Below are 25806 nucleotides of genomic sequence, written 5' to 3'. Positions count from 1 at the left end.
CCCCCGCCGCCTCCGTCAACCCGCCTCATTGGCCAGGAACTTCTCCAGCCAGTGGATGTTGTATTCGCCCCGCAGCACGGACTCGTTGTCCAGCAGCGCAAAGAACAGCGGCACCGTCGTGTCGATGCCGTCGATGATCAACTCCCCCAGCGCGCGCCGCAGCCTTGCCAGCGCCTCGGGCCGGTCGCGGCCGTGCACGATCAGCTTGCCGATCAGGCTGTCGTAATAGGGCGGGATGCGATAGCCGGAATAAAGCGCCGAATCCATCCGCACGCCCAGCCCGCCCGGCGCGTGAAAGGTCGCCACGCGGCCCGGCGAGGGGGTGAAGTTCGGCAGCTTCTCGGCGTTCAGACGCACCTCGATCGCGTGACCGCGGATTTCCAGATCCTGCTGGCGAAACGACAGCGTGTTGCCCGACGCCACCATGATCTGCTCGCGCACCAGATCGACACCGTAGATCGCCTCGGTCACCGGGTGCTCGACCTGCAGGCGGGTGTTCATCTCGATGAAATAGAAGGCGCCATCCTCGAACAGGAATTCGATCGTGCCGGCGCCCGCATATTGCATCTTGCCGATCGCGTTGGCGCAGATCGCACCGATCTCGGCGCGCTGCGCATCGGTGATGACGGGGCCGGGCGCCTCCTCCAGCACCTTCTGGTGGCGGCGCTGCAACGAGCAGTCGCGCTCGCCCAGGTGCACCGCGTTGCCCTTGCCGTCGCCGAACACCTGGATCTCGATGTGGCGCGGGCGCTGGAGGTATTTCTCGATATAGACCTCGTCATTGCCGAAGGCCGCCTTGGCCTCGGAGCGCGCGGTGCGGAACGCGACTTCGATGTCGGCCTCGGATTTCGCGACCTTCATGCCGCGTCCACCACCGCCGGCGGTGGCCTTGATGATGACCGGATAGCCCATGCCGCCGGCGACCTTGCGCGCGGTCTCGATGTCGGGCACGCCCCCCTCGGAGCCCGGCACCACCGGGATCCCCAACGCCTTGGCGGTTTCCTTGGCGGTGATCTTGTCGCCCATCATGCGGATGTGTTCCGCGCGCGGGCCGATGAAGGTCAGGCCGTGGTCCTCGACCATCTGCACGAAATTGGCGTTCTCGGACAGGAAGCCATAGCCCGGATGGATCGCCTGCGCGCCGGTGATCTCGCAGGCCGAGATGATCGCGGGCATGTGCAGGTAGCTGTCCACCGAGGGCGCAGGGCCGATGCAGATCGCCTCGTCGGCCATGCGCACATGCATCGCGTCGGCGTCGGCGGTCGAATGCACCGCGACCGATGCGATGCCCATCTCGCGGCAGGCGCGGATCACGCGCAGCGCGATCTCGCCCCGGTTCGCGATGAGGATCTTGTCGAACATCGGGCGGTCCTTATTCGAGGATCATCAGGGGCGCGCCGAATTCGACCGGCGTGCCATCCGTCACGAGGATGCGCTTCACCGTGCCCGAAAACGGCGCGGGGATGTGGTTCATCGTCTTCATCGCCTCGATGATGAGCAAGGTCTCGCCGGCATTGACCTGCTGGCCCACCTTGACAAAGACCTCGGCGCCGGGTTCGGGCGCCAGATAGGCGGTGCCGACCATGGGCGAGGGGACGGCGCCCGGATGTTCCGCGGGGTCGGCGCTGGCGGGTGCGGCGGCGGCCTGGGCCGGGGCCGGGGCGGCAGCCGGCGCCGCCATGGGCGCGCCATAGGCAGCGGGTGCCGGCGCGGCGATCATCTGGACATGCTTCGCCACCTTGACGTTGAGCGTGTCGTTCTCGCCGTATTCGCGCTTGACCGAGATCTCGCTCAGATCGTTGGCGTTCAGAAGTTCGGCGAGGGCCTGGATGAAGGCCACGTCTGCGGTGGTGTGATCTTTGCTCATGGACATCCTCGTTGAGCTGGCGGCAACGGGTCCCTTGGGGTGCCGCCCGTGCATCGTCTGCGGTGTGCCGCGGGGTTATACGTCAGCCCCCGGCGCCTGAAAAGTGCCATTCGCCCGCCGCCCGGACGCCCCGGCGCGCGCCGTGCCGCTTGCCTGTGCGGCGGCCCCATGGTGTAACAGGCCGAACCCGGAGACAAGTCCCATGCCCAAATCCGCGCTGTCGGGATCGCGCATCCGCTCGCTGCGCACGGCGCGGCGGATCGGGCAGGCCGATCTGGCGCGGCTGGCCGGGGTTTCGCCGTCCTATCTGAACCTGATCGAACACAACCGCCGCCGGGCAAGCCCGCGTATCCTGGACGCGATCGCCCGCGCGCTGTCGATCCCGCCCGAGGCGCTGGACGAATCCGCCGGTGGCGCGCTGGTCGAATCCCTGCGCGCGGCGACCGCCCGCGCCGCACCCGACGCCCCCCCCGAGACCGACCGGGCCGAGGAATTCGTCGGCCGGTTCCCGGGCTGGGCGGCCTTGCTTGCGCAATTGCACGCCCGCGCCGAGGGGCACGAGCGGACCATCGGCCGCCTGTCCGACCGCATGGCGCACGACCCCAACCTGTCGGCCGCCCTGCACGAGATCGTCTCGGCGGTGACGGCGGTGCAATCGACCGCGGCGATCCTGGCCGAGTCCGAGGATCTCGCCCCGGAGTGGCGCGCGCGGTTCCACGCCAACGTGCACGCGGATTCGGTGCGCCTGGCCACCGCCGCCGAGGCGCTGGTGGCCTATCTCGACACCTCGGGCGAAGAGACCGGCCTGGCCGCGCCGCAAGAGGAGCTGGAAAGCTGGCTGGAACGGCAGGGTTTCCACGTCGAAGCGGTCGAGGATCACGGCGCGGGCGGTGCCAACGGAGGCGCGGACACCCCGGACTGGTCGCGGCTGACGGCGGGGCAGGCCGAGCTGGCCTCGGCGGCGTCGCGGGCGCTGGCCGGGGATTGGCTCAGGCGCGCCCATGCCGACGCCCGCGCGCTGCCGCTGGACCGGCTGATGCCCGCGCTGACCGCGATGTTCGCGCCGGGCGCGGTCTTCGCCCCCGAGGTCCTGGCGCGCCAGTTCGGCGCCAGCCTGGCGCAGGTGTTCCGCCGCCTGGCGACCTTGCCACCCGCGGCCGGCGTGCCGCGTTTCGGGCTGGCGGTTTGCGACGGATCGGGCACGCTGATCTTCCGCCGCCCGGTCGAGGGGTTCGCCCTGCCGCGATTTGGCGGGGCCTGCCCGCTGTGGCCGCTCTATCAAGCGCTGGTGCAACCCGAGCGCCCGTTGCGCGCCCAGGTGGAATTCGCCGGCCGGCCGCCCGCCCGGTTCGTCGCCCATGCGATCGCCGGTGCCCGCGATCCGCTGCGCTTCGAGCCGCCCGTGGTGTGGGAGGCCGCGATGCTGCTGACCCCGGCCTCGGCCCTTGGCGAGACGGGCGGCGAAGAGCCCGCGCTCGCCCTTGGATCGAGCTGCCGCATCTGCCCGCGCGCGGGCTGCGCGGCCCGGCGCGAACCCTCGATCATCGGCGCCTGACGGGCCCCGCGATCGCGCCGACCGCGGCCTTTGACAGGATCGTGATTTGACGCGATAGTCGGCGCGGAGGGGCGCTTTCGGGCGATCCCAGGGCAGGGGGGAACCAGCGCATGGCCGAGGACGGCAGTGGAGCGCCCGACAGTCCCGTCGCGGGCAAGGGGGACGGGCACGGCGCCGGGCGCCGCGTGCTGGTGGTCGAGGACGAGCCCAACATCTCCGAGGCGATCCGCTTCATCCTGCGCCGCGACGGCTGGACCGTGACGGTGATGAACACGGGCCACGGCGCGCTTCAGGCGGTGAACGACCTGGCGCCCGACCTGGTGATCCTGGACCTGATGCTGCCCGGCGTCAGCGGCCTGGACATCCTGCGCGCCCTGCGCGCCCGGCCGGCCAGCGCCGCCTTGCCGGTGATCCTGCTGACGGCCCGCGGCGGACACGCGGCGCGCGACATGGCGCTGGGGGCCGGGGCCTCGCTGTTCATGGCCAAACCGTTCGCCAATGCCGAACTCCTGGCCTCGGTGCGGCAACTGGTGGGGGTCTGAGGCGATGAAGCCGCCCCGCGCCCCGCTGTTCCTGGAACGCGCGACCTATCGCCGGCGCCGCATCATGGACGGCGCGCGCATCCTGCCGGTCGCGGGCTTCGTGCTGGTCCTGCTGCCGGTGCTGTGGACCCGGGGCGGGCCCGATGCCACCCAGACCGGCACCGCCGCCGAGGCGATCTATCTTTTCGCGCTTTGGTTCGTGCTGGTCGCGGTTGCCGCCCTGCTGGCGCGCCCGCTGCGCGGGGCGTTGCGGCGTGACCAGGTCCCGACGCCGCCCGCGGGTGCGACCGGGGACGAGGGGCCATGACCCTCAACATCCTGGTTCCGGCGGCGCTGGGCTATGTCGTCTTTCTGTTCGTCATCGCGTCGCTGGCCGAGAACCGCGCCGAAACCCTGCGCGAGGCCGGGCGCCGCCCGCGCTTTCTGCGCTCACCGCTGGTCTACACGCTCTCGCTGTCGGTCTATTGCACGGCCTGGACATTCTACGGCGCGGTCGGCTACGCCGCGCGCTCGGGCCTCGAGTTCATGACGATCTACATAGGCCCGACGCTGATCTTCGTCGGCTGGTGGTGGCTGCTCAGGAAACTGGTGCGCATCGGCAAGGCGCAGCGCGTGACCTCGATCGCGGACCTGATCTCGTCGCGCTATGGCAAATCGAACCTGGTGGGGGTCATCGTGACCCTGCTCGCGGTCTTTGCGACCACACCCTATATCGCGCTGCAACTGCAATCCATCGCCCTCAGCTTTGGCGCCTTTGCCGCCGAAAGCTCGCTGGCGCCGCGGCAACTGGCGATGTGGGTCGCGGCGGGCCTGGCGTTGTTCACCATCCTTTTCGGCACCCGCAATCTGGACGCCAACGAACAGCACCACGGCGTCGTCACCGCCATCGCGGTCGAGGCGGTCGTCAAGATGGTCGCGCTGCTGGCGGTGGGTGTCTGGGTGGTCTGGGGCCTGGCCGAGGGCCCCGCCGACATCATGGCCCGCATTGCCGCCGCCGACCGCCCCGCCTGGGCGATCCAGCCGGGGCGCTGGATGGGGCTGACCTTTCTGTCGGCCGTCGCCATCATGACCTTGCCGCGCATGTTCCAGGTGTTGGTGGTCGAGAATTCCGACGAAAGCCACCTGGCGACCGCCAGCTGGGCCTTTCCCCTCTATCTGCTGGGCATGAGCCTGTTCGTCCTGCCGATCGCGGTGCTGGGGCTCGAACGCCTGCCCGAGGGGGCGAACCCCGACCTCTTCGTGCTGACCCTGCCGCACGCGCTGGGGCAGAACGGTCTGGCGATGCTGGCGTTCCTGGGCGGGTTCTCGGCCGCGACCTCGATGGTCATCATCGCCGCGATCGCCCTGGCGACGATGGTGTCGAACCATATCGTCGTGCCGTTGTGGCTGGCCTCGCGCCAGCGCGCCGCGCTGGGCCCGGCCCGGGATGCGGGCGACATGCGCGGGCTGGTGCTGAACGCGCGGCGGCTGTCGATCGGGGTGATCCTGGGTCTGGGCTATCTCTATTTCGCGGTCTCCGGGGGCTCGCGGGCGCTGGCCGCGATCGGCCTGATCGCCTTTGCCGGCATGGCGCAGGTGCTGCCGGCGCTGGTCGGCGCGCTCTACTGGCGCGGCGCCAGCCGGGTCGGTGCGGCGACCGGGCTGGTGGTGGGCGCGCTCACCTGGCTTTATACGCTGTTCCTGCCGTCCTTTGGTCCGGGCGTCGTGCTGGGCGCCGATCTCATGGCGCTGGGCCCCTTCGGCCTGTCCTGGCTGCGCCCCCACGCGCTGTTCGGGGTCGAGGGGCTGGACCCGCTCCTGCACGCGCTTTTCTGGTCGCTCAGCCTGAACGCGGCGGCTTTCATCCTGGGCTCGCTGGTCAGCTTTCCCGGCCCGGTCGAGCGCGTGCAATCGGCGCAATTCGTCAATGTCTACGACTTCGCCCGCGACGAGGGCCGCCCCGCCGCGCAAGGCTGGTCGCGCGAGGGCGCCGAGAACGAGGCCGAGGACCTGCTGGCGATGTCCCAGCGCATCCTCGGCGCGACCGAGGCGCAGGGCTTCTTCATCGCCGAGGCGCGCCGCCAGGGCAAGGGCGGCTTCCTGCCCGACCCCACGCCAGAGGTGCTGGACCGGCTGGAACGCGAACTGGCCGGATCGGTCGGCGCGGCGACCGCGCACGCGATGATCGCGCAGATCGTCGGCGGGCGGCTGGTGACGGTCGATGACCTGATGGCCGTCGCCTCGGAAACCGCGCAGATCATGGAACATTCCGCCCAGATCGAAGCCAAGTCCGAGGAACTCGCCCGCACCGCCCGCCAACTGCGCGAGGCGAACGAGATGCTCCAGAAGCTGAGCGTGCAGAAGGACAGCTTCCTCAGCCAGATCAGCCACGAATTGCGCACGCCGATGACCTCGATCCGGGCGTTCTCGGAAATCCTCATGGATGACGAGGTGACGGCCGAGGAAACCGGCCGCTACGCACGCATCATCCACGACGAATCGATCCGGCTGACGCGGCTGCTTGATGACCTGCTGGACCTCAGCGTGCTGGAAAACGGTCAGGTCAAGTTCGACATCCAGTCGGCGCGGCTGGGCGATCTCATCGACCGCGCGCTGATGGCGTCGAACTCGGTCCAGCCGCAGCGGCGCTTTGCCATCCGGCGCCAGGCCGCGGACGAACAGATCGCCCTGACCACCGATACGGGCCGCCTGACGCAGGTGTTCATCAACGTGCTGTCGAACGCGCGCAAATACTGCGACGCGGCCGAACCCGAACTGACCATCGCCGTGCGCCGGCGCGCCGGGCACGTCAGTGTCGATTTCACCGACAACGGTGCGGGCATCCCCAAGAAAAGCCAGGCCCTGATCTTCGAGAAATTCGCCCGTCTCACCGATACCCACAAGGCCGGCGGCGCGGGCCTGGGCCTCGCCATCTGCCGCGAGATCATGCACAATCTGGGCGGCGAGATCGCCTATGTCCCGGGGCAGGGCGGCGCCTCGTTCCGGGTCAGCTTCCCGGCCGTTCTGCCCGCGTCCAGGGACTGACCCGGGCAACGCGAACGGGGCAATCCGCACGGCGCCCCATCATCTTGTCCGAAATACGCACGGGGATTTTCAAGGGGGGCGTGCCCCCCTTGAAGCGGGGGTGCGGGGGCGGCAGCCCCCGCCGCGCCCTCACCGATGTGCCGCGTAGATCTGCACCAACCGCGCGACCGCCGCCTCGGGGGACAGGTCCTCGCTCACGCCGGTGCGGCGGCTGGTCAGTTCGACCACGCCCCGCTCCAGCCCGCGCGGACCCACGGTGATGCGCCACGGCAGACCGATCAGATCCATGGTGGCGAATTTCGCGCCCGCGCGCTCGTTGCGGTCGTCATAAAGCGCCTCCAGCCCATGCCCCGCCAGCGCGGCATAGAGCGCCTCGCAGGCCGCGTCCGCCGCCCCGTCCCCCTGCTTCAGGTTGACGATGCCGGCGTGGAAGGGCGTCACCCCCTCGGGCCAGATGATGCCCTTGTCGTCGTGACTGGCCTCGATGATCGCGCCCAGCAACCGGCTGACGCCGATCCCGTGCGAGCCCATGTGCACCGGCACCCGCTCGCCCTTGTCGTTGACGACGACGGCGCCCATCGGTTCGGAATACTTGGTGCCGAAATAGAAGATCTGGCCCACCTCGATGCCGCGGCCGACCTTGCGGTGGGCCTCGGGGATCCCGTCGAACAGGGCCGGGTCGTGGGTCTCGTCGGTGCGCGCGTAGAGCGTGGTGAATTCCTCGCAGACCGCCTCGACCGCGGCGCGGTCATCGTAATCGACGCTGCGCTCGCCCAGTTTCAGGTCCACCACGCGGTCGTCGTAGAAGACTTCGCTCTCGCCGGTCTGGGCCAGCACCAGGAATTCATGCGTGTTGTCGCCGCCGATCGGACCCGAGGCCGCGCGCATCGGAATCGCGGTCAAGCCCATGCGCTCGTAGGTGCGCAGATAGCTGACCATGTGGCGGTTGTAGGCGTGCAGCGCGGCGTCCTTGTCGATGTCGAACGTATAGCCGTCCTTCATCAGGAATTCGCGTCCGCGCATCACGCCGAACCGCGGGCGCACCTCGTCGCGGAATTTCCACTGGATATGATACAGCGTCAGCGGCAGGTCCTTGTAGCTGCCGACATGGGCGCGGAAGATGTCGGTGATCATCTCCTCGTTCGTCGGACCATAGAGCATGTCGCGCTCGTGGCGGTCCTTGATGCGCAGCATTTCCTGGCCGTAGTCGTCATAGCGACCGGATTCGCGCCAAAGATCGGCGGGTTGCAGCGTCGGCATCAACAGCGGGATATGGCCCGCGCGCTGCTGTTCCTCGTGCACGATCTGCTCGATCCGGCGCAGCACGCGGTAGCCCAGCGGCAGCCAGGAATAGATGCCGGCGGCCTGCTGGCGGATCATCCCCGCACGCAGCATCAACCGGTGCGAGACGATCTGCGCCTCGGCGGGATTTTCCTTGAGAACGGGGAGGAAATAGCGGCTCAAACGCATGGCGTGCCTCTGGACTGACGGATTGCGGACTGTCTAGGCGAAAGGCACGCGCCCGGCAAGCCGCCGCAAGCCGCCGCCAACCGCCGCAAGCCGCCCCGGGGGGCCGAGCCCCTTGCCCCCCCTTTGGCCGTGCCTCGGGGGGCGGCTCAGCGCCGATGGGTCGCGGCCACGCGCGCGGCTTCTTCGTAGAAACCCGACAGGGTGTTCAGAACCCGCGTCGCCTCGGCCATGCGCGCGGCGAAATCGGGCAGCGCGTCCAGTTCGCCGACCAGCAGAGCGCGGCGGATGCGGGCGTAGGCGTCGGTCGCCGCGCGCCCCCTTTCGGTCGCGCCATAGGTCACGCCGGTGCGGCTGGTGCCCTGTTTCACCACCAGACCGTCGGCCACCATCTTGCGCAGCGAATACTGGATGTTGGGGATGTCGTCGCGGTTCGTCAGGCGCGCCAGTTCCTTGATCGACTTGGCGCGGTCGTTCATGCGGATGATGTGCAGCATCGCGTTCTCGGGCCCGCTCAGCGTCAGCCCCGAGGCCGAGATCAGGCATTCCGCCTGCCAGCGCCCGAAACTTTCGAAACTGCGCATCAGGGCGAATTCCAGTTCGGTCGTCGCGATCTCGGCCGGATCGGCCGACAGGTGCCAGGTGAAATCCAGCGCCTTGCCGCCCTTGCCATCCGGTGCCGCGCCGCCGCGCGCCGCCTTGCGCCCGCCTGTTTCGCGCACGCCCGTTTCGCGCACGGCTGCGTCCCGGTCGTCCGTTGACCGCGCGACCGTGCCGGGCCTCGGTGCGTTCTTGTCTGCCGGTTTTCGCGTCACCTTCGCCTCCGTTGCCCGCGGGGGCAGGGTGCCTCGCAAATTCTGTTGACACAAGGCCGAGTCGAATTTTAGGTTTCAAATAAAAAATCAAGGCAAACTTGGAATCAAAACTCTAACCAAAACGGGAGACGACCAATGACAACGAACAAGATGATGCAGAAGGCCGGGTTCAAGCTGGGCACGTTCTCGACGAACTGCTCGTCGGGCATGACCGTCAGCAAGGCGCCCGAACGCTGGGTCAACAGCTGGGAAAACAACCTGACGCTGGCGCGGATGCTCGATGACGCGGGCATCGACTTCATGCTGCCGATCGCCCGCTGGATCGGTTACGGCGGCGAGACGGATTTCCACGGCGGCGTGCTGGAGACCGTCACCTGGGCGACGGCGCTGCTGGCCTCGACCCGCAACCTCACGGTGTTCGCGACGATCCACACCTCGGCCAACCACCCGGTCGTGGTCGCAAAGCAGATCGCGACCATGGATCAGGTGGGCCACGGGCGCGCCGGGCTCAACATCGTCGCGGGCTGGAACAAGCCCGAATACGAGGCCCTGGGCCTGACCCTGCCCGACGATCACGAGACGCGCTATGGCTACGCGCAGGAATGGTATGACGTGATCCGCAAGCTGTGGCAAAGCCGCGAGCATTTCGACTGGGACGGCCAGAATTTCCACCTGAAGGGCGTCAAGGGCGATCCCTGGCCGGTCAACGGCGCGGTGCCGATCCTGAACGCCGCCGGGTCCGAACTCGGCCGTGAATTCGCCACCCGCAACGCCAATTACCTGTTCACCCCGGCGATCGACCTGGATCGGTCCAGAACCGAGATCCAGGCGCTCAAGGAACAGGCGGCGGCCAAGGGGCGCGAGATCGGCGTGCTGACCTTCAGCCATGTCATCTGCCGCCCGACCGAGGCCGAGGCGCAGGAGTATCACGACCAGATCATGAGCCAGATCGACTGGCCCGCGGTGGACAATCTGGTGAACCTGCAATTCGCCCATGCGCAAAGCTTCCCGCACGATCTGCTGGCCCAGATCCGCAACCTGATGGCGCTGGGCCACGGCGGCTTCCCGCTGATCGGAACGCCGGCGCAGGTGGCCGAACGGATGATCGCCCTGCACGAGACCGGATTCGCCGGCACGACGCTGTCCTTCGTCGATTACGTCGCCGAATTCCCCTATTTCCGCGACGAGGTGCTGCCGCTGCTGGCCAAGGCGGGGATTCGCTGACATGACCGGCGACTTCACCCGCGCGATGCGCCGCCTGATCGGCCATTGCACGGCGATCTCGGTCGGCACGGGCGAGGACCGCTCGGGGCTGGTCGTGACCTCGGGCGTGTCGCTCAGCGCGGACCCGGCGCAGGTGCTGTTTTGCGTGAACAAGGGGGCCTCGGCCTGGCCCTTGTTCCGTCGCTACGGCTGCTTCGGCTGGTCGTCGCTGGGGGCGGGGCACCAGGCGCTGGCGCAGCGCTTCGCCGGCTTCGGCGGCGTCAAGGGCGCCGACCGTTACGACGGGGCCGAGTGGGTGACGGCGGAAACCGGCGCGCTTCTGCTCAAGGATGCGGTCATTGCCTTCGACTGTGCCCTGGCCGAGATGATCGACCGCGAGACGCATTCGATCGTCGTGGGCGAGGTCCGGGCGATCCGCCTGGCCGACGAGGTCAGCGCGCTGGCCTACTGGAACGGCGCCTTCCGCCCGATGGAGGGCTGACACCGGCAGGGGCGCGCCCGGCGCGCCCCTGTTCCCCCGCCCGGCCGGGCCCCCGGCTCCGCACCGTCCGCGCGGCAGCGGTTCCCCTTGCCGGGCGAACGCGCTATAGACCCGGGCGACCCCAGCCCGAGGCCCCCCTTCATGCCCGAACAGGACCCGTCCCGAAACCGCGATCGCGCGCATGACCGGATGCTGGCGCGCTGGTTGTGGTCCGGCCATATCCGCGCGCAGATCCCCTGGCTTCTGATCGCCTTCGTGTTCATGGCCTTTGACGGGTCAATGGTCGGGGCGCTGAGCGCGCTGTTGAAGCCGATGTTCGACCAGGTCCTGGTCGAGGGGCAGTCGGCGCGCGTGCTGTGGATCGCGCTGGCCTTTGCCGGGACCTTTGTCATCCGCGCGACCACCGCGTTCCTTTACAAGACGATCCTGGCCTATACGGCCGAACGCACCACCACCGGGCTACAGGCGCAGATGACCGAGCATCTGGTGCGGCTGGACCAGGCGTTTCACCATGAACACCCCCCAGGCCATCTGATCGACCGCGTGCGCGGCGACACGCAGGAACTGGCGGTGATTTACGCGCAGATCCTGCCCGGGCTGGTGCGCGATGTGATCTCGATTGCCTCGCTGCTGGCGGTTGCGCTGTGGACGGACTGGCGCTGGACGGTGATCGCGCTGGCCGGCGCGCCGCTGCTGGTGCTGCCGGCGGCGCTGCTGCAAAAGCAGGTGCGCCGCATGGGCATCGCCGCGCGCGAGGCCTCGGCCGCGGCCTCGACCCGGCTGGACGAGATCTTCCACGGCGTCGTGACGATCCAGCGCGGCGGGCTGGAAGCGCATGAAACCGGCCGCCTGCGCAACACGCTGAATGCCTTTGTCAAGGCGCGCACCCGCACCGCGGGCGGGCAGGCGGCGATGGGGTCGATGTCGGATCTGGTGGCCGCGCCCGGCTTTGCGCTGGTGCTGGTCTTCGCCGGCAGCCAGATCGCCGGCGGCGAGCGCACGGTGGGCGAATTCATGTCCTTTTTTGCCGCCATCGCCTTTCTGTTCGAGCCCCTGCGCCGGCTGGGCGCGCTGTCGGGGGCATGGCAGAACGTGCTGGCCAGCCTCGAGCGGATCCACCGGCTGTTGCAGGTGCAACCGACGATCACCCAGCCCGCTGCGCCCTGCGCCCCCTTGCCCGCGCCGGGGCACGAGGAAATCCGCTTTGAGGGCGTGACCTTCGGCTATGGCGCGGACCCGGTTCTGCACGATTTTTCGCTGGTGGCCGAGGCCGGCAAGACGACTGCGCTGGTCGGCCCCTCGGGGGCGGGGAAATCCACGGTCTTCACGCTGCTGACGCGTCTGGCGGATCCGCAGTCGGGGCGCATCACCCTGGGCGGACAGGATATCCGCCGCATGGACCTGGCCGGGCTGCGGGCGCAATTCGCCGTGGTTGCCCAGGACAGTGCGCTGTTCGACGAAACCCTGCGCGACAACATCGTTCTGAATGCCACCGACGTGCCCGACGATCGCCTGATGGAGGCGATCCGCGCCGCCCATGTGGACGAGTTCCTGCCCGGTCTGCCGCAGGGCCTGGATACCCGGGTCGGACCGCGTGGATCGGCGTTGTCGGGCGGGCAGCGGCAGCGGGTGGCGATTGCGCGGGCGCTGCTCCGATCCTCGCCGGTGCTGCTGCTGGACGAGGCGACCTCGGCGCTGGACGCGCGCTCGGAATCGCTGGTGCAGCAGGCGCTGGACGGGCTGGGGCAGGGGCGCACGACGCTGGTCATCGCGCACCGCCTGTCCACCATCCGGCGCGCCGACAAGATCGTGGTGATGGAGGCAGGGCGCGTCATCGAAGAGGGCGACCACGCCACGCTTCTGGCGCTGCGCGGCAGCTACGCGCGCCTGCACGCGCTGCAATTCGGGGGCCGCGAGGACACCTAGCGCGGGCGCCGCGGCGCCGTTTCCGGCGGGGCGCGCGGGGCGCCGTCCCGAAGTGTATACCATTGCACACAATAGGCTTGACGCAGCGCCGCATTTGCGCGAGAGAGCGGGCAACGAGCGGCGGCCGCAGGCTTGCCGGTCGATTCTCAGGCGCCCGGGTCCGGCCGTGCTGGCCGTCCCGATGACCCCGTTTCAGGAAGGACCCAGCGATGGCCGACACGAACACGCCCGACATCATCTATACCAAGGTTGACGAGGCCCCGGAACTGGCCCGCGCCTCGCTCGAACCGATCATTCGCGCCTTTGCCTCGGCGGCGGGGGTCAGCATCGAGACGCGCGACATCTCGGTCGCCGGGCGCATCCTGGCGGTGTTTCCCGATTTCCTGACCGAATCGCAGCGCGTCTCCGACGACCTGGCCTGGCTGGGCGAACTGGTGAAGACCCCCTCGGCCAATGTCATCAAGCTGCCCAACGTCTCGGCCTCGCAGCCGCAGCTGAACGCCGCGATCAAGGAACTGCAATCCAAGGGATTCGCGGTGCCCGATTACCCGGTCGAACCCGCGACCGACGCCGAAAAGGACATCAAGGCGCGCTATGACGCGGTCAAGGGCTCGGCCGTGAACCCGGTCCTGCGCGAGGGTAACTCGGACCGCCGCGCCGCCAAGGCGGTCAAGGCCTATGCCAAGGCGCACCCGCACCGCATGGGCAAATGGGACGCCGGTTCCAAGACGCATGTCGCCTCGATGCCGGGCGACGATTTCTTTGCGAATGAAAAGGCCGCGACCATCACCGCGGCGCAGGCCGGCGGGGCCTCGATCGTGTTCAGCGCGGCGGACGGCACCGAGACGGTCCTGAAATCGGGCCTGAAATACACCGAGGGCGAGGTCGTGGACGCGACCTTCCTGTCGGCGCGCGCGCTCAGGGCCTACATCAAGGCGCAGATCGCCGCCACCGCGCCGGGTGTCCTGTTCTCGGTGCACCTGAAGGCCACAATGATGAAGGTCTCGGACCCGATCCTGTTCGGCCATTTCGTCAGCGTCTGGCTGGAGGATTTCATCGCCAGGCACGGCGCCGCGCTGGACGCGCTGGGCTGGAATCCGAATTCGGGCCTGGGCGACCTGGAACGCAAGATCGCCGGCAACGCCACGCTGGAAGCCGACTACAAGGCCGCGATGGCCGCGCGTCCGGCGCTTTACATGGTGAACTCGGACAAGGGGATCACCAACCTGCACGTGCCCTCGGACGTCATCATCGACGCCTCGATGCCGGCGGTGATCCGTGCCGGCGGCAAGGGCTGGGGCCCGGACGGCAAGGAAGCGGATGCGAAATGCTGCATCCCCGACAACGCCTATGCCTGCGTTTATGACGAGACGATCAAGTATTTCAAGGAAACCGGCGCGCTTGACGTGACAACGGCGGGGGCGGCCTCGAACGTCGGGCTGATGGCGCAAAAGGCCGAGGAATACGGCAGCCACCCCACCACCTTCGAGATCCCGTCCAAAGGCATCGTACGGATCGTGCTGGCCTCGGGCGAGGTGCTGCACGAGCACGCGGTCGAGGCGGGCGACATCTGGCGCTCGGCCACCGCGAAAAAGGCGCCGATCCTGGACTGGATCCAGCTGGGCATCGCGCGGACCCGGGCCACGGGGGCGGCGGCCTTCTGGCTGGACAAGAACCGCGCCCATGACGCGGAACTGATCAAATACGTCGAACCCGCGCTGAAGGCAGCCGGCATCGACATTCCGATCCTGGACCCGCGCGCCGCGACCCGCTTCACGCTCGAAACCATCCGCGCGGGCAAGGATTGCGTCACCATTACCGGCAACGTGCTGCGCGACTACCTGACCGACCTGTTCCCGATCCTGGAGCTGGGGACCTCGGCCAAGATGCTGTCGATCGTCAAGCTGATGAACGGCGGCGGCATGTTCGAGACCGGCGCCGGCGGCACCGCGCCCAAGCATGTCCAGCAGGTGCAGGAGGAAAACCACCTGCGCTGGGACAGCCTGGGGGAATTCTGCGCACTGGGTGAAAGCTTCAACTTCCTGGCGGAAAGCCGCAACAATCCCAAGGCGGCGCTTCTGGGCGCGGCGGTGGACGCGGCGACGCAAAAGGTCCTGGACAACGAGGACAGCCCCCAGGGCAAGGTCGGCCAGAACGACAACCGCACCTCGCATTACTGGTTCGCCCGCTACTGGGCCGAGGCCCTGGCCGCGCAGACCGAGGACCCGGCGCTGGCCGCGCATTTCGCGCCCATCGCCAAGGCCCTGGCCGACGGCGAGGCGACGATCCTGGCCGAACTGCACGCCGGCGAGGGAACGCCGGGCGATCTGGGGGGCTACTACCTGCCCGACCCGGCCAAGCTGGCGGCCGTGATGCGCCCTTCGGCGGCGCTGAACGCGATCATCGGCTGAGACCCGCAGCCCCTGACAATTTGGCACGGCCCCCGATCGGGGGCCGTTTTGCTGTATGCCCCGGGGCCGCCTGCGACGGTTTTCCGGGGCGGTTCGCCCTTGATCCCGGGGCCCGGCCATGGCCAACTGCGGCAAACGGAGGGCGCCGATGGGAAAACTGACACTGCTGGGCCTGTTGGCGTTGACCCGCCTGCCCGAACCCTTTGCCGCGCTCTGGTTCGCAGGCCGCTTGCGGACCGTGGACGGTCGGCGGATCGACCCCAAGGCGCAGGCCGTGGGCGAGTTGTTCAACAGCGTGCGAAAGCCCGGTGTCGTGCCGACACTGGCCGAAAGCCGCGCGTCGCTGCAACTGTTGGCAGCGAAATTCGACCGGCCGTGTCCCGCGGGCGTGACGCGCCGCGACACCGTGCTGCCCGGCGCTGCCGGCGACCGGCCGGCGCGGATCTACGACACCCACCCCGACCGGACCGACCGCCCGTGCCTGCTGTTCCTGCATGGCGGCGGCTGGGTTCAGGGCGGTCTGGACACGCACGACGGGTTGTGCGGCCAGATCGCGCTGGAAGCCGGACTCCGGGTCATCGCGCTGGACTATCGGCTGGCGCCCGAACACAAGTTTCCCGCCGGTCTGGACGATTGTGCCGCCGCCTGGCGCGCGCTCTGCGCCGATCCCGGGCGCTGGGGCGTCGATCCCGCACGGCTGGCGGTCGGGGGCGACAGCGCGGGCGGCAATCTGACGGCGGCGCTTATGCATCTGCTGGCTGGGCAGCCCCGGCCCATCGCGCAGGTGCTGATCTACCCGGCGGTCGAATCCGGGATGGACACGCCTTCGATGCGCGCGATGCACGACGCCTATGTTCTGCCGACCGAGCGCGTCGGCTGGTATCTGGACCAATACCTGCCCGAGGGGCAGGACCGTGACGATCCCCGCCTTGCGCCGATCCTGTCGCCCCATCTGGCGGGCCAGCCGCCGGCGCTGATCGTCCACGCCGGCCACGATCCGCTGTGGGACGACGGCCGCCTTTATGCCGAGGCGCTCGAGGCGGCCGGGGTTCCCGTCACGCTGCTGCCCTATCCCGGGCAGATCCATGCCTTTGTGTCGATCCGGCGGGCCAGTCCGCAGGGCGTGGACGCGGTCCGCCGCATCGGGGCCTGGCTGAAGGCGCGGCTCTGACCCCCGGCGGCGCGGCGCCGGTTGGCGCCGCCCATTGCCTTTTGCGGCGGGTTCGGGTGAACTCGGCCCGACGCAGGAGGTTAACATGCGCAATACCCACCCGATCCAGCACCATATCGCCACCCACCGCGCGGACCTGACGGGTCTGGCGGACCGGGTCTGGGGCACGCCCGAAACGCTCTATCAGGAAACCGCCTCGTGCGCCGAGCATACGGCGATGCTGAAGGCCAAGGGGTTTCGGGTGACCGAGGGGCTGGGCGGCATCCCCACGGCGGTGATGGGCGAGGCGGGCGAAGGCGGGCCCGTGATTGCGATCCTGGGCGAATACGACGCGCTGCCGGGGCTGAGCCAGGTCGCCGGCATCGCCGAGCAGCGCGAACTGGAACCGGGCGGCAACGGCCACGGCTGCGGGCACAATCTTCTGGGCGCGGCGGCCCTGCTGGCGGCCTGCGCGCTGAAGGACTGGCTGGAGGAGACCGGCACGCCGGGGCGCGTGCGCTACTACGGCTGCCCGGCGGAAGAGGGCGGCGCGGCCAAGACCTTCCTGGTGCGCGAGGGGGCGTTTCGCGACGTGGACGCGGCGATCACCTGGCACCCCAACGACATGACGCGCGTGGACGACCCCGAAAGCCTGGCCAACACGCGCATCGATTTCACCTTTACCGGCCGGTCCTCGCACGCGGCGATGTCGCCGCACCTGGGCCGCTCGGCGCTGGACGCGGTCGAGCTGATGTCGGTCGGCGTGAACTATCTGCGCGAGCACATGGTGCAGGACGCGCGCATCCATTACGCCTATCTCGACGCCGGCGGGCGGGCGCCCAACGTGGTGCAGGCCCGGGCGGTGGTGCGCTATTCGATCCGGGCGCTGACCTCGGCCAACATGCGGGCCCTGGTGGACCGGGTGCGCGACGTGGCCCGGGGCGCGGCGCTGATGACCGGCACCCAGGTCGAGGGCAAGGTGTTCTCGGCGGTGTCCGAGAACCTGGTGAACGAGGTCATGGACCGCACCATGCATGGGGTGCTGGAGGAGATCGGCGGCGTGCCGTTCGACGACGCCGACCGCGCCTATGCCCGTGCCATCCAGGCCACGCTCAGCCCCGAGGATATCGCCACGCCGTGGCGTGTGATCCGCGAGCGGCCGCGCGCCGACACGCCGCTGTGCGACTGGGTGGTGAAGCTGCGGCCCGGCGGCGAGGTGCTGGTCGGTTCGACCGACGTGGCGGATGTCACCTGGGCGGTGCCGACGACCGAGGTGCTGGTTTCGACCCTGGCGATCGGCACGCCGGGCCATTCCTGGCAGGTGACGGCGCAAGGCAAGAGCGCGGGCGCGCACAAGGGGATGGTCCACGCCGGTCTGGCGATGGCGCGCTGCGGCCAGAGGCTGATCGAGGACCCCGCGCTGCTGGCCGAGGCGAAAGCCGAGCACGCCGCGCGGCTGGCCGAGACGCCCTATGTCTGCCCGATCCCGGCCGATGTGCGCCCGCCGGTCTGACGGGAGCGGGTGAGGGAAGGGCGGGGGGCCAGCCCCCCGCACCCCCCGCTCAGGGGGACGCGCGCGCCCCCCTGAGAACCCCCCGATCCCCTCGGAGACCCCCAAGTGCGTATTTGGGACAAGATGATGGGGCTTGTCAGCCGAGCAGGCCGAAGGTCTGTGTCAGCAGGACCAGGTTCAGTGTCAGCACCACCGTGGAGCCCAGGATTGCCGCGCCGCGCATCGCGAGGCCGGTCGTGTGGTCGCCCATCAGGTCGCGCCGGCCGGTGAAGATCACAAGGGCGATCATCGGCACGGGCAGGGCGATCGACAGGACGACCTGGCTGAGCACCAGTGCCTCGGTCGCATTGACGCCCATCGCCACCACGGCAAAGGCTGGCACCATGGTGACGAGGCGGCGCAGCCAGACCGGGACGCGGATGTGCAGGAAGCCTTGCATGATCATCTGCCCCGCCATCGTGCCCACGACCGAGGACGAGATCCCCGAGGCGATGAGCGACACCAGGAAGGCGACCGCCGCGCCGGCGCCCAGCAGCGGCGTGAGCATGTGATAGGCGGTCTCGATCTCGGCGACCTCGGCGTGGCCGTGGTGAAAGGCCGAGGCGGCCATGATGACCATGGCGATATTGATCATGCCCGCGACCGCGAGCGCCAGCACGACCTCGATGTTCGAGAACCGCAAAAGCCGGCGTCGCTCGTCCGGGGATGCGACCTGGACCCGCGACTGGGTCAGGCCCGAATGCAGATAGATCGCGTGTGGCATCACGGTCGCGCCGATGATGCCGACGGCGATGGTCAGCGCGGTGGCATCGGGCAGGTCGGGCGAGGTCAGCCCCTGAGCGGCCTGGCCCCAGTCCACGGGCGCGATGGCCATTTCGGCCAGGTAGCATAGCCCGATGATGCCCACGAAGGCGCCGATCACCAGTTCCATCGGCCGGAATCCGCGCTGTTCGACCATCAGGATCGCGTAGGTTATGACCGCCGTCGCGATCATGCCTTGCATGAGCGGCAGGCCGAACAGCAGCGCGAGGCCGATGGCGCCGCCCAGGAATTCGGCCAGGTCGGTGGCCATGGCCGCGACCTCGCTCACCGCCCACATCGCCCAGACCACGGGCCGGGGGAATTCGTCGCGGCAAAGTTCCGCCAGGTTCTTGCCGGTGACGATGCCGAGTCGCGCCGACAGCGCCTGGAACAGCATCGCGATGAGGTTGGCCATGAGGACCACCCACAACAGGCCGTAGCCATAGCCGGCCCCGGCCTGGATGTTGGTCGCATAGTTCCCGGGGTCCATGTAGGCGACCGAGGCAATGACCGCGGGCCCGGCGACGGCCAGCGCGGTGCGCAGTCCGCCCCGGCGCCCGGCGAGGGCATGGGACAGCGTGGTTCGGGTGCGGTCGCTGAGTGTTCCGGGTTGCATGACTGGACCTTTGTTGCGCGAAATGTAGCCAAGGCTACGGAAAGTGCAAGGGGCAAAGGAGTGACGCCCCGTTTGCGTCGAGCGGCGTCTGCGGTTAGGGTGGGGGACCGACCGCACCACGCGCCCCGCCCGTTACCGCCCCACGATGCCTTCTCGATGCCCCACCCGATGCAAGCCCCCCTTTTGCCGCTGGACGACGACACGCCCCCCGCGCCGGACCGCTTCGTGCAGGCCCGCTCGGCGCAGTCGGTTGCCCTGCTCGAGGATTATGTCGAACTGATCGGCGATCTGACCGCCGAGATGGGCGAGGCGCGGATCACCGACATCGCCCAGCGCATGGGGGTCACGCATCCCACCGTCACCAAGGCCATGGCGCGGCTCAAGCGCGAGGGCCTGGCGGTGTCGCGCCCCTATCGGGGGGTGTTCCTCACCGAGGCGGGCGCCGAACTGGCCGAAAGGGTGCGGCTGCGCCACCGGGTGGTTGTGTCGTTCCTGGTCGCGGTGGGGGTCCCGGCCGAGACCGCCGAACTCGACGCCGAGGGGATGGAGCACCACGTTTCGGACGCCACGCTCGCCGCGTTCGAAGCGTTTCTGACGCGCGCGTGAGCGTTGCGGGCGGAATGGGGGCGCATGATGGGGGCGCGTCACCGGGCCCCCGCCTCAGGGCGCAGACCGGCCGGGCCGCGCGTGGCGCGTGGCTGCGGCGGCGGCGCCCCTTTCCTTTCCGGGCATCCCGTGCCATAGGGCCGTGCCAAGCGATGCACCCCTGACACAGGAGTCCCCCATGCAGATTCGCGAGGCCCTCACCTTTGACGATGTCCTCCTGGTTCCGGCCGCCTCCAGCGTGCTGCCCTCGCAGGCCGATGTCTCGACCCGGGTGACCCGGTCGATTCGCCTGAACATCCCGTTGCTCAGCTCGGCGATGGACACCGTGACCGAGGCCCGCATGGCGATCGCCATGGCGCAGGCGGGCGGCATGGGCGTGATCCACCGCAACCTGACCCCGGACCAGCAGGCCGAGGAAGTCCGCCGCGTGAAACGGTTCGAATCGGGTATCGTCTACAACCCCGTCACCCTGACCCCCGACCAGACCCTGGCCGATGCCAAGGCGCTGGCCGAACGCTACAACGTCACCGGCTTTCCGGTGGTCGATGCGGGCGGCCGCGTGGTCGGCATCGTCACCAATCGCGACATGCGCTTTGTCGATGATCCGCGCACGCCGGTGCGGGCGATGATGACGGCCGACAACCTGGCGATCCTGCGCGAGCCCGCCGACCGCGAGGCGGCGCGCGGCATGATGCACGAACGCCGGATCGAGAAGCTTCTGGTGGTCAATGGCGAGGGGCGGCTGACGGGACTGCTGACGCTGAAGGACACCGAAAAGGCGGTGCTGCACCCGATGGCGTGCAAGGACGAGCTGGGCCGGTTGCGTGTCGCGGCGGCCTCGACCGTGGGGGACGCGGGCTATGAACGCTCGGCCGCGCTGATCGACGCGGGGGTGGACCTGGTGGTGATCGACACCGCGCACGGGCACTCGGCCTCGGTCGCCGAGGCCGTCGAACGGGTCAAGGCGCTGTCCAACGCCGTCCAGGTGGTGGCCGGCAACGTCGCCACCGCCGAGGCGACGCGCGCGCTGATCGACGCCGGGGCGGATGCGGTCAAGGTGGGGATCGGCCCGGGGTCGATCTGCACCACGCGGATCGTCGCCGGCGTCGGCGTGCCGCAACTGACGGCGATCATGGACGCGGCGGGGGCTGCGGGCGACGTGCCGATCATCGCCGACGGTGGCATCAAGTTCTCGGGCGATTTCGCCAAGGCGATCGCGGCGGGCGCCAGTTGCGCCATGGTCGGCTCGGCCATCGCCGGGACCGAGGAAGCCCCGGGCGAGGTCATCCTCTACCAGGGCCGCAGCTACAAGAGCTATCGCGGCATGGGCTCGTTGGGCGCGATGGCGCGCGGCTCGGCCGACCGCTACTTCCAGAAGGACGCGGCCTCGGACAAGCTGGTGCCCGAGGGGATTGAGGGGCAGGTGCCCTACAAGGGCGCGGTCGGCACCGTGATCCACCAGATGGTGGGCGGATTGCGCGCGGCGATGGGCTACACCGGCAACGCCACCGTCGAGCAGATGCGCACCGGCTGCCAGTTCGTCCGCATCACCGGCGCGGGGCTCAAGGAAAGCCACGTCCACGACGTCCAGATCACCCGCGAAAGCCCCAACTACCGCGCGGGGTGAGGCGCGCCCGGACAAGCGTCCAGTGGACGCTTGTCAGCGCCGAACGCCCGAGGCCATGCCGAGGGCCGGGGCAGGCGCGCGATCACCCCCTTGCCCTGTCGCCCGCCATGCCGCAGTCTGGACCCGGTCAACGACAACGGAGGCGCCCATGCGCCCGAACGGCTTCGACGAGGACACGGAAGACTTCGAGCCGGGCAGCCGCGAACTCTGGCCGCGCATCCTGTGGATCGTCGTCATCACCATGCTGATCTCGGTCGCGCAGTCGCTTCTGTTCGCGATCGCCGTGCTGCAAATCGTCATCATGATCGCGAACCGGGGCCGCCCGAACGAGGAACTGGGCGATTTCGGCAGCATGGTCGGCGCCTGGGTGGCCAAGGCCGCGCGCTATCAGTCGGCGGCCAGCGACAAGAAACCCTGGCCCTGGACCCCGATGGGCTCCTAGCCGCGTCGGGCGTTCCACAGCGCCATGGCGCGCGCCCGTGCCCGTCTTTGTGCCCCAAATATCCTGCGGGGGTGAATTCGCGCAGCGAAGAGGGGGCGCAAAGCCCCCTGCGCGCGGCGCGTCAGCGCCGCGCCCGGTCGCCCGAGGGCTGCAGCCTGGAAGGCTGCCGGCCGAGGGCGAAACCCGCCCTTCGTTCCGCTGCCTGCGGAGCGTGCGCCGAACCGGGGCGGGTCAGGCGTTGAACAGGAAATGCAGGACGTCGCCGTCCTTGACCTCGTAGGTCTTGCCTTCGACGCGGAACTTGCCGGCCTCCTTGGCCCCCGCCTCGCCCTTGCAGGCGACGTAATCGGCAAAGGCCACGGTTTCGGCGCGGATGAAGCCCTTCTCGAAATCGCCGTGGATGACCCCGGCCGCCTGCGGCGCGAGGGTGCCCCTGGCGATCGTCCAGGCGCGCGCTTCCTTGGGGCCGACGGTGAAATAGGTCTGCAATCCCAACAGTTCGTAGCCCGCGCGGATCAACCGGTCCAGCCCGGCCTCCTCGAGCCCCATCTCCTCGAGGAACAGCGCCGCTTCCTCGGCATCGAGCTGGCTGATCTCCTCCTCGATCCGGGCCGAGATCACGACGATCCCCGCGCCCTGGGCGGCGGCCATCGCGGCGACGCGCGCGGTCTGGGCGTTGCCATTCGCGGCCGCGGATTCCTCGACATTGCAGACAAAAAGCACCGGTTTCGCGGTCAGCAGTTGCAGCATCCGCCAGGCGCGCTGGTCGTCCTCGGCCACGGCGACGGCGCGCGCGGGCCGGCCGTCTTCCAGCGCCTTTTGCGCCAGCGCCAGCAGCCGGTCCTGATCGGCGGCGTCCTTGTCGCTGCCCTTGAGCTTGCGTTGCAGGTTGGCGCGCCGCCGCTCGATGCTTTCCAGGTCCGCCAGCATCAGTTCGGTTTCGATGGTCTCGGCATCCGCGACCGGGTCGATGCGCCCTTCGACATGGGTGATGTCGCCGTCCTCGAAGCAGCGCAGCACATGCGCGATGGCGTCGCATTCGCGGATGTTGGCCAGGAACTGGTTGCCCAGCCCCTCGCCCTTCGAGGCGCCGCGCACCAGGCCTGCGATATCCACGAAGGTCATCCGCGTCGGGATGATCTGCTTCGATCCCGCGATCGCGGCCAGCGCGTCCAGCCGCGCGTCGGGCACGGCGACCTCGCCCACATTGGGTTCGATGGTGCAGAACGGAAAATTCGCGGCCTGTGCGGCCGCGGTGCGGGTCAGCGCGTTGAACAGGGTCGATTTGCCGACATTCGGCAGCCCCACGATACCCATTCTGAAACCCATCGGACCCTCCGCCGTTTGTCGCTCGCGCTTCTAGGGCAGGCGCCGGGGCGAGGCAAGGGTCAGAAGGGTTTTACCACCACCACCCACAGGATGGCGATCACGGCGATCACGCTGACCTCGTTGAAGACCCGCAGCCAGGTCTCGCCCTCGCGGAACACGCCGCGTCGGGCGCGACCGACCAGCACGCCGGTCCAGACGTAATGCGCGCCCAGCAGGGCGACGAGCGTGAGCTTGAGGTGGATCCACGGCACGAAATGCCAGACCTGCCAGCCCATCCACAGCCCGGTCAGCACCGCGATCACACCCAGCCCGGCCGAGAAGCGATAGAGCCGGTAGGTCAGGTCACCCAGGGGCCCCTGCTGCCCGGTCGCGGCAAAATCGCGCTTCCAGTAGATCAGCGCGCGCGGCACGGCGAAGATGGAGGTCATCCAGCCCATGACGCAGAGAATGTGTATGATCTTGATCCAGTCCATGGCCGAGACATGCACCGCGCGGGCCGCTGGCGCAAGGGGGCGGGGCGCGAGGGGCCTTGATTTCCCGCGCCCGCCGGTGCAAGCCCTGTCCGGCATTCGACGGGGAGCGGCATGACCAGGATCGACGACACTTTTGCCCGCCTGCGCGCCGAGGGGCGCAAGGCTTTCGTGGCCTACATGATGGGCGGCGATCCGGACGCCGGGACCTCGCTTCGGGTGATGCAGGGCCTGCCGGGCGCGGGCGTGGACATCATCGAACTGGGGATGCCGTTCACCGACCCGATGGCCGACGGCCCGACAATCCAGCGCGCCGGGCAACGCGCGCTCGATGGCGGCATGACCATGGACCAGGTGCTGGACATGGTGCGCGCCTTCCGCGCGGGCGACGCGCTCACGCCGATCGTGCTGATGGGCTATTACAACCCGATCTACGCGCGCGGCGTGGACCGCTTCCTGGTCGAGGCGCAGGAAGCCGGGATCGACGGGCTGATCGTCGTCGACCTGCCGCCCGAGGAAGACTCGGAACTTTGCATCCCGGCTCAGGCGGCCGGGCTCAACTTCATCCGCCTGGCCACGCCGACCACCGACGAACGGCGCCTGCCCAAGGTGCTGCAGAATACCTCGGGGTTCGTCTATTATGTGTCGATCACCGGGATCACCGGCGCCGCCGTGGCGCAGGCCGCCGATGTCGGACCCGAGGTTGCGCGGATCAAGGCGGCGACGGACCTGCCGGTGATCGTGGGCTTTGGCATCACCACCCCCGAGGCGGCGCAATCCATCGCCTCGGTCGCGGATGGCGCGGTTGTCGGCTCGGCCATTGTCAAGCTGATCGGCGAGGGCAAACCTGTGGCCGAAATCCTGGCCTTCGTGGCCGCGCTCGCCGAGGGCGCGCATCGGGCCTAGCCTTTGGTAGGGTGCGTGCTAGCACGCACCCTACGCGATACGGGTCACCATGCGATGCGGGTCAAAGGCCCGTGGCCTCGTCCACGCCCAGCATCAGGTTCAGGTTCTGCACCGCCGCCCCCGAGGCCCCCTTGCCAAGGTTGTCGAGCACCGCGATCACCGTGGCGGCACCCGTCGCGGCGTTTCCGTGCACGCTGAGTTCCAACCGGTTCGTGCCGTTCAGCCGCTCGGGGTTCACGCGGGGCTCGTGCACCGCGGGGTCCACGACACCGACAAACCGCTCGCCCGCGTAATGCGCGCGCAGCGCCTCGTCCACGGCCTTCATGCCCGCCGCGCCCAGATCCGGCAGGTGCAGCGCCACCGCCATGCCCTGCGCATACTGCCCGACCGAGGGCACGAACACCGGCGCGCGCGCCAGCAGACCGTGACGGGTGATCTCGGGCAGGTGCTTGTGTCCCTGCGCCGCGCCATACAGGAACGAGCCCCGGGTCGCGCCCGTTTCGAACTCGGCGATCATCGCCTTGCCGCCACCGCTGTAGCCCGACACGCCCGAGATCGCCGGCGGCGCGGTCCGGTCGATCAGCCCGGCCTGCACCAGCGGCCGGATCATGGCAATGGCGCAGGTGGACCAGCAGCCGGGGTTCGACACCCGGGTCGCCGCCGCCACCGCCGCGCGCTGGCCCGGGGCCATTTCGGGCAGGCCGAAGACCCAGTCGTCGGCCACCCGATGCGCGGTCGAGGCGTCGATCAGCCGCGTGCCATGGGGCGCGGCCAGTGCCGCCGCCTCGCGCGCCGCGTCGTCGGGCAGGCACAGGATGGCGACATCCGCCTCGGCCAGCGCCGCGCGCCGCGCCTCGGGGTCCTTTCGGCGCGCGGACTCGACCTGGACCAGGGCGATATCCGCGCGGTTTTCCAGCCGCGCGCGGATCTGCAACCCCGTGGTGCCGACTTCGCCATCGATGAAGACCTTGTGTGCCATCGGAATACCCCGTTCAATCGAGAGCCCGCACATAGGCCAGATCGGTGCCGCGGGC

General features: G+C 69.2%; 22 protein-coding genes. 14 read left to right on the top strand and 8 right to left on the bottom strand.

The annotated features are described in order from the left end of the window. Positions 1–15: 15 nt before the first annotated feature. Together accC and accB are read right to left on the bottom strand one after the other, a co-directional pair. Positions 16–1362 carry an acetyl-CoA carboxylase biotin carboxylase subunit gene (gene accC, locus H6900_14580; GenBank protein ID MCC0074507.1) on the bottom strand — a complete coding sequence of 449 codons (1347 nt, stop codon included), beginning with the start codon at positions 1360–1362 and terminating at the stop codon, positions 16–18. A gap of 10 nt (positions 1363–1372) precedes the next feature. After that, positions 1373–1867 carry an acetyl-CoA carboxylase biotin carboxyl carrier protein gene (gene accB, locus H6900_14575; GenBank protein ID MCC0074506.1) on the bottom strand — a complete coding sequence of 165 codons (495 nt, stop codon included), beginning with the start codon at positions 1865–1867 and terminating at the stop codon, positions 1373–1375. A 202-nt stretch (positions 1868–2069) separates the two neighbouring features. Here accB and H6900_14570 point away from each other — a divergent pair, with 202 nt between their 5' ends. From H6900_14570 to H6900_14555, 4 genes are all read left to right on the top strand, one after another. Next, on the top strand, positions 2070–3422 hold the full coding sequence (locus tag H6900_14570) for a helix-turn-helix domain-containing protein (GenBank protein MCC0074505.1): 1353 nt from the start codon (positions 2070–2072) through the stop codon (positions 3420–3422). 110 nt (positions 3423–3532) lie between these two features. Next, positions 3533–3964: a response regulator gene (locus H6900_14565; protein MCC0074504.1), complete on the top strand. Its 432-nt coding sequence runs from the start codon at positions 3533–3535 to the stop codon at positions 3962–3964. A 4-nt stretch (positions 3965–3968) separates the two neighbouring features. Continuing rightward, positions 3969–4271, top strand: a complete 303-nt coding sequence (locus H6900_14560) for a hypothetical protein (GenBank protein ID MCC0074503.1) — start codon at positions 3969–3971, stop codon at positions 4269–4271. After that, complete coding sequence (locus H6900_14555; protein MCC0074502.1) at positions 4268–6988, top strand: sodium:solute symporter; 2721 nt, start codon at positions 4268–4270, stop codon at positions 6986–6988. Before H6900_14560 ends, H6900_14555 begins: the two co-directional genes overlap by 4 nt. A gap of 129 nt (positions 6989–7117) precedes the next feature. On the opposite strand, the gene H6900_14550 is transcribed toward H6900_14555, so the two are convergent. Together H6900_14550 and H6900_14545 are read right to left on the bottom strand one after the other, a co-directional pair. Then, positions 7118–8458, bottom strand: coding sequence for a proline--tRNA ligase (locus H6900_14550; GenBank protein MCC0074501.1), 1341 nt, complete (start codon positions 8456–8458; stop codon positions 7118–7120). 146 nt (positions 8459–8604) lie between these two features. Then, positions 8605–9039, bottom strand: a complete 435-nt coding sequence (locus H6900_14545; protein MCC0074500.1) for a winged helix DNA-binding protein — start codon at positions 9037–9039, stop codon at positions 8605–8607. A gap of 366 nt (positions 9040–9405) precedes the next feature. Between H6900_14545 and H6900_14540 the strand changes: the two genes are divergently transcribed. The 6 genes from H6900_14540 (at position 9406) to H6900_14515 (ending at position 17975) form a co-directional block, all read left to right on the top strand. Further along, positions 9406–10494 (top strand): LLM class flavin-dependent oxidoreductase, encoded by a 1089-nt coding sequence (locus H6900_14540; protein MCC0074499.1) that lies wholly within the window; start codon positions 9406–9408, stop codon positions 10492–10494. Position 10495: 1 nt separating this feature from the next. Next, the gene (locus H6900_14535; GenBank protein MCC0074498.1) at positions 10496–10975 is read left to right on the top strand and encodes a flavin reductase family protein; all 480 of its coding nucleotides are present in this window, start codon (positions 10496–10498) and stop codon (positions 10973–10975) included. Between the two features lie 189 nt (positions 10976–11164). Further along, complete coding sequence (locus tag H6900_14530) at positions 11165–12901, top strand: ABC transporter ATP-binding protein (GenBank protein ID MCC0074497.1); 1737 nt, start codon at positions 11165–11167, stop codon at positions 12899–12901. A 209-nt stretch (positions 12902–13110) separates the two neighbouring features. After that, positions 13111–15312 (top strand): NADP-dependent isocitrate dehydrogenase, encoded by a 2202-nt coding sequence (locus H6900_14525; GenBank protein MCC0074496.1) that lies wholly within the window; start codon positions 13111–13113, stop codon positions 15310–15312. 148 nt (positions 15313–15460) lie between these two features. Continuing rightward, positions 15461–16483, top strand: a complete 1023-nt coding sequence (locus H6900_14520) for an alpha/beta hydrolase (GenBank protein ID MCC0074495.1) — start codon at positions 15461–15463, stop codon at positions 16481–16483. A gap of 85 nt (positions 16484–16568) precedes the next feature. After that, positions 16569–17975: an amidohydrolase gene (locus H6900_14515; protein MCC0074494.1), complete on the top strand. Its 1407-nt coding sequence runs from the start codon at positions 16569–16571 to the stop codon at positions 17973–17975. Positions 17976–18111: 136 nt separating this feature from the next. On the opposite strand, the gene H6900_14510 is transcribed toward H6900_14515, so the two are convergent. Beyond that, on the bottom strand, positions 18112–19392 hold the full coding sequence (locus H6900_14510) for an Nramp family divalent metal transporter (GenBank protein MCC0074493.1): 1281 nt from the start codon (positions 19390–19392) through the stop codon (positions 18112–18114). Positions 19393–19560: 168 nt separating this feature from the next. Here H6900_14510 and mntR point away from each other — a divergent pair, with 168 nt between their 5' ends. The 3 genes from mntR to H6900_14495 all read left to right on the top strand — a co-directional run bounded on the left by mntR (position 19561) and on the right by H6900_14495 (position 22067). Next, a complete protein-coding gene (gene mntR / locus H6900_14505; GenBank protein MCC0074492.1) occupies positions 19561–19998 on the top strand; it encodes a manganese-binding transcriptional regulator MntR in 438 nt (145 codons plus the stop codon). A gap of 178 nt (positions 19999–20176) precedes the next feature. After that, positions 20177–21625: an IMP dehydrogenase gene (gene guaB / locus H6900_14500; protein MCC0074491.1), complete on the top strand. Its 1449-nt coding sequence runs from the start codon at positions 20177–20179 to the stop codon at positions 21623–21625. A 148-nt stretch (positions 21626–21773) separates the two neighbouring features. Then, on the top strand, positions 21774–22067 hold the full coding sequence (locus H6900_14495) for a DUF4389 domain-containing protein (GenBank protein MCC0074490.1): 294 nt from the start codon (positions 21774–21776) through the stop codon (positions 22065–22067). Positions 22068–22298: 231 nt separating this feature from the next. Here H6900_14495 and ychF read toward each other — a convergent pair whose 3' ends face one another. Beyond that, positions 22299–23396, bottom strand: a complete 1098-nt coding sequence (gene ychF / locus H6900_14490; GenBank protein ID MCC0074489.1) for a redox-regulated ATPase YchF — start codon at positions 23394–23396, stop codon at positions 22299–22301. 59 nt (positions 23397–23455) lie between these two features. After that, positions 23456–23869, bottom strand: a complete 414-nt coding sequence (locus H6900_14485) for a CopD family protein (protein ID MCC0074488.1) — start codon at positions 23867–23869, stop codon at positions 23456–23458. Between the two features lie 111 nt (positions 23870–23980). On the opposite strand from H6900_14485, the gene H6900_14480 reads away from it, so the two are divergent. Beyond that, on the top strand, positions 23981–24772 hold the full coding sequence (locus tag H6900_14480) for a tryptophan synthase subunit alpha (protein ID MCC0074487.1): 792 nt from the start codon (positions 23981–23983) through the stop codon (positions 24770–24772). Positions 24773–24833: 61 nt separating this feature from the next. Here the strand turns inward: H6900_14480 and argC are convergent, their stop codons facing one another. Then, positions 24834–25751, bottom strand: coding sequence for an N-acetyl-gamma-glutamyl-phosphate reductase (argC, locus tag H6900_14475; GenBank protein MCC0074486.1), 918 nt, complete (start codon positions 25749–25751; stop codon positions 24834–24836). Positions 25752–25806 lie beyond the last annotated feature (55 nt).

Origin of the sequence: Rhodobacter sp. (assembly GCA_020637515.1) — a bacterium.
In the GTDB taxonomy this organism is placed as follows: domain Bacteria; phylum Pseudomonadota; class Alphaproteobacteria; order Rhodobacterales; family Rhodobacteraceae; genus Pararhodobacter.
Note: the sequence above shows the minus strand (reverse complement) of the source record. Positions and strands in the feature narration are given on the sequence as shown.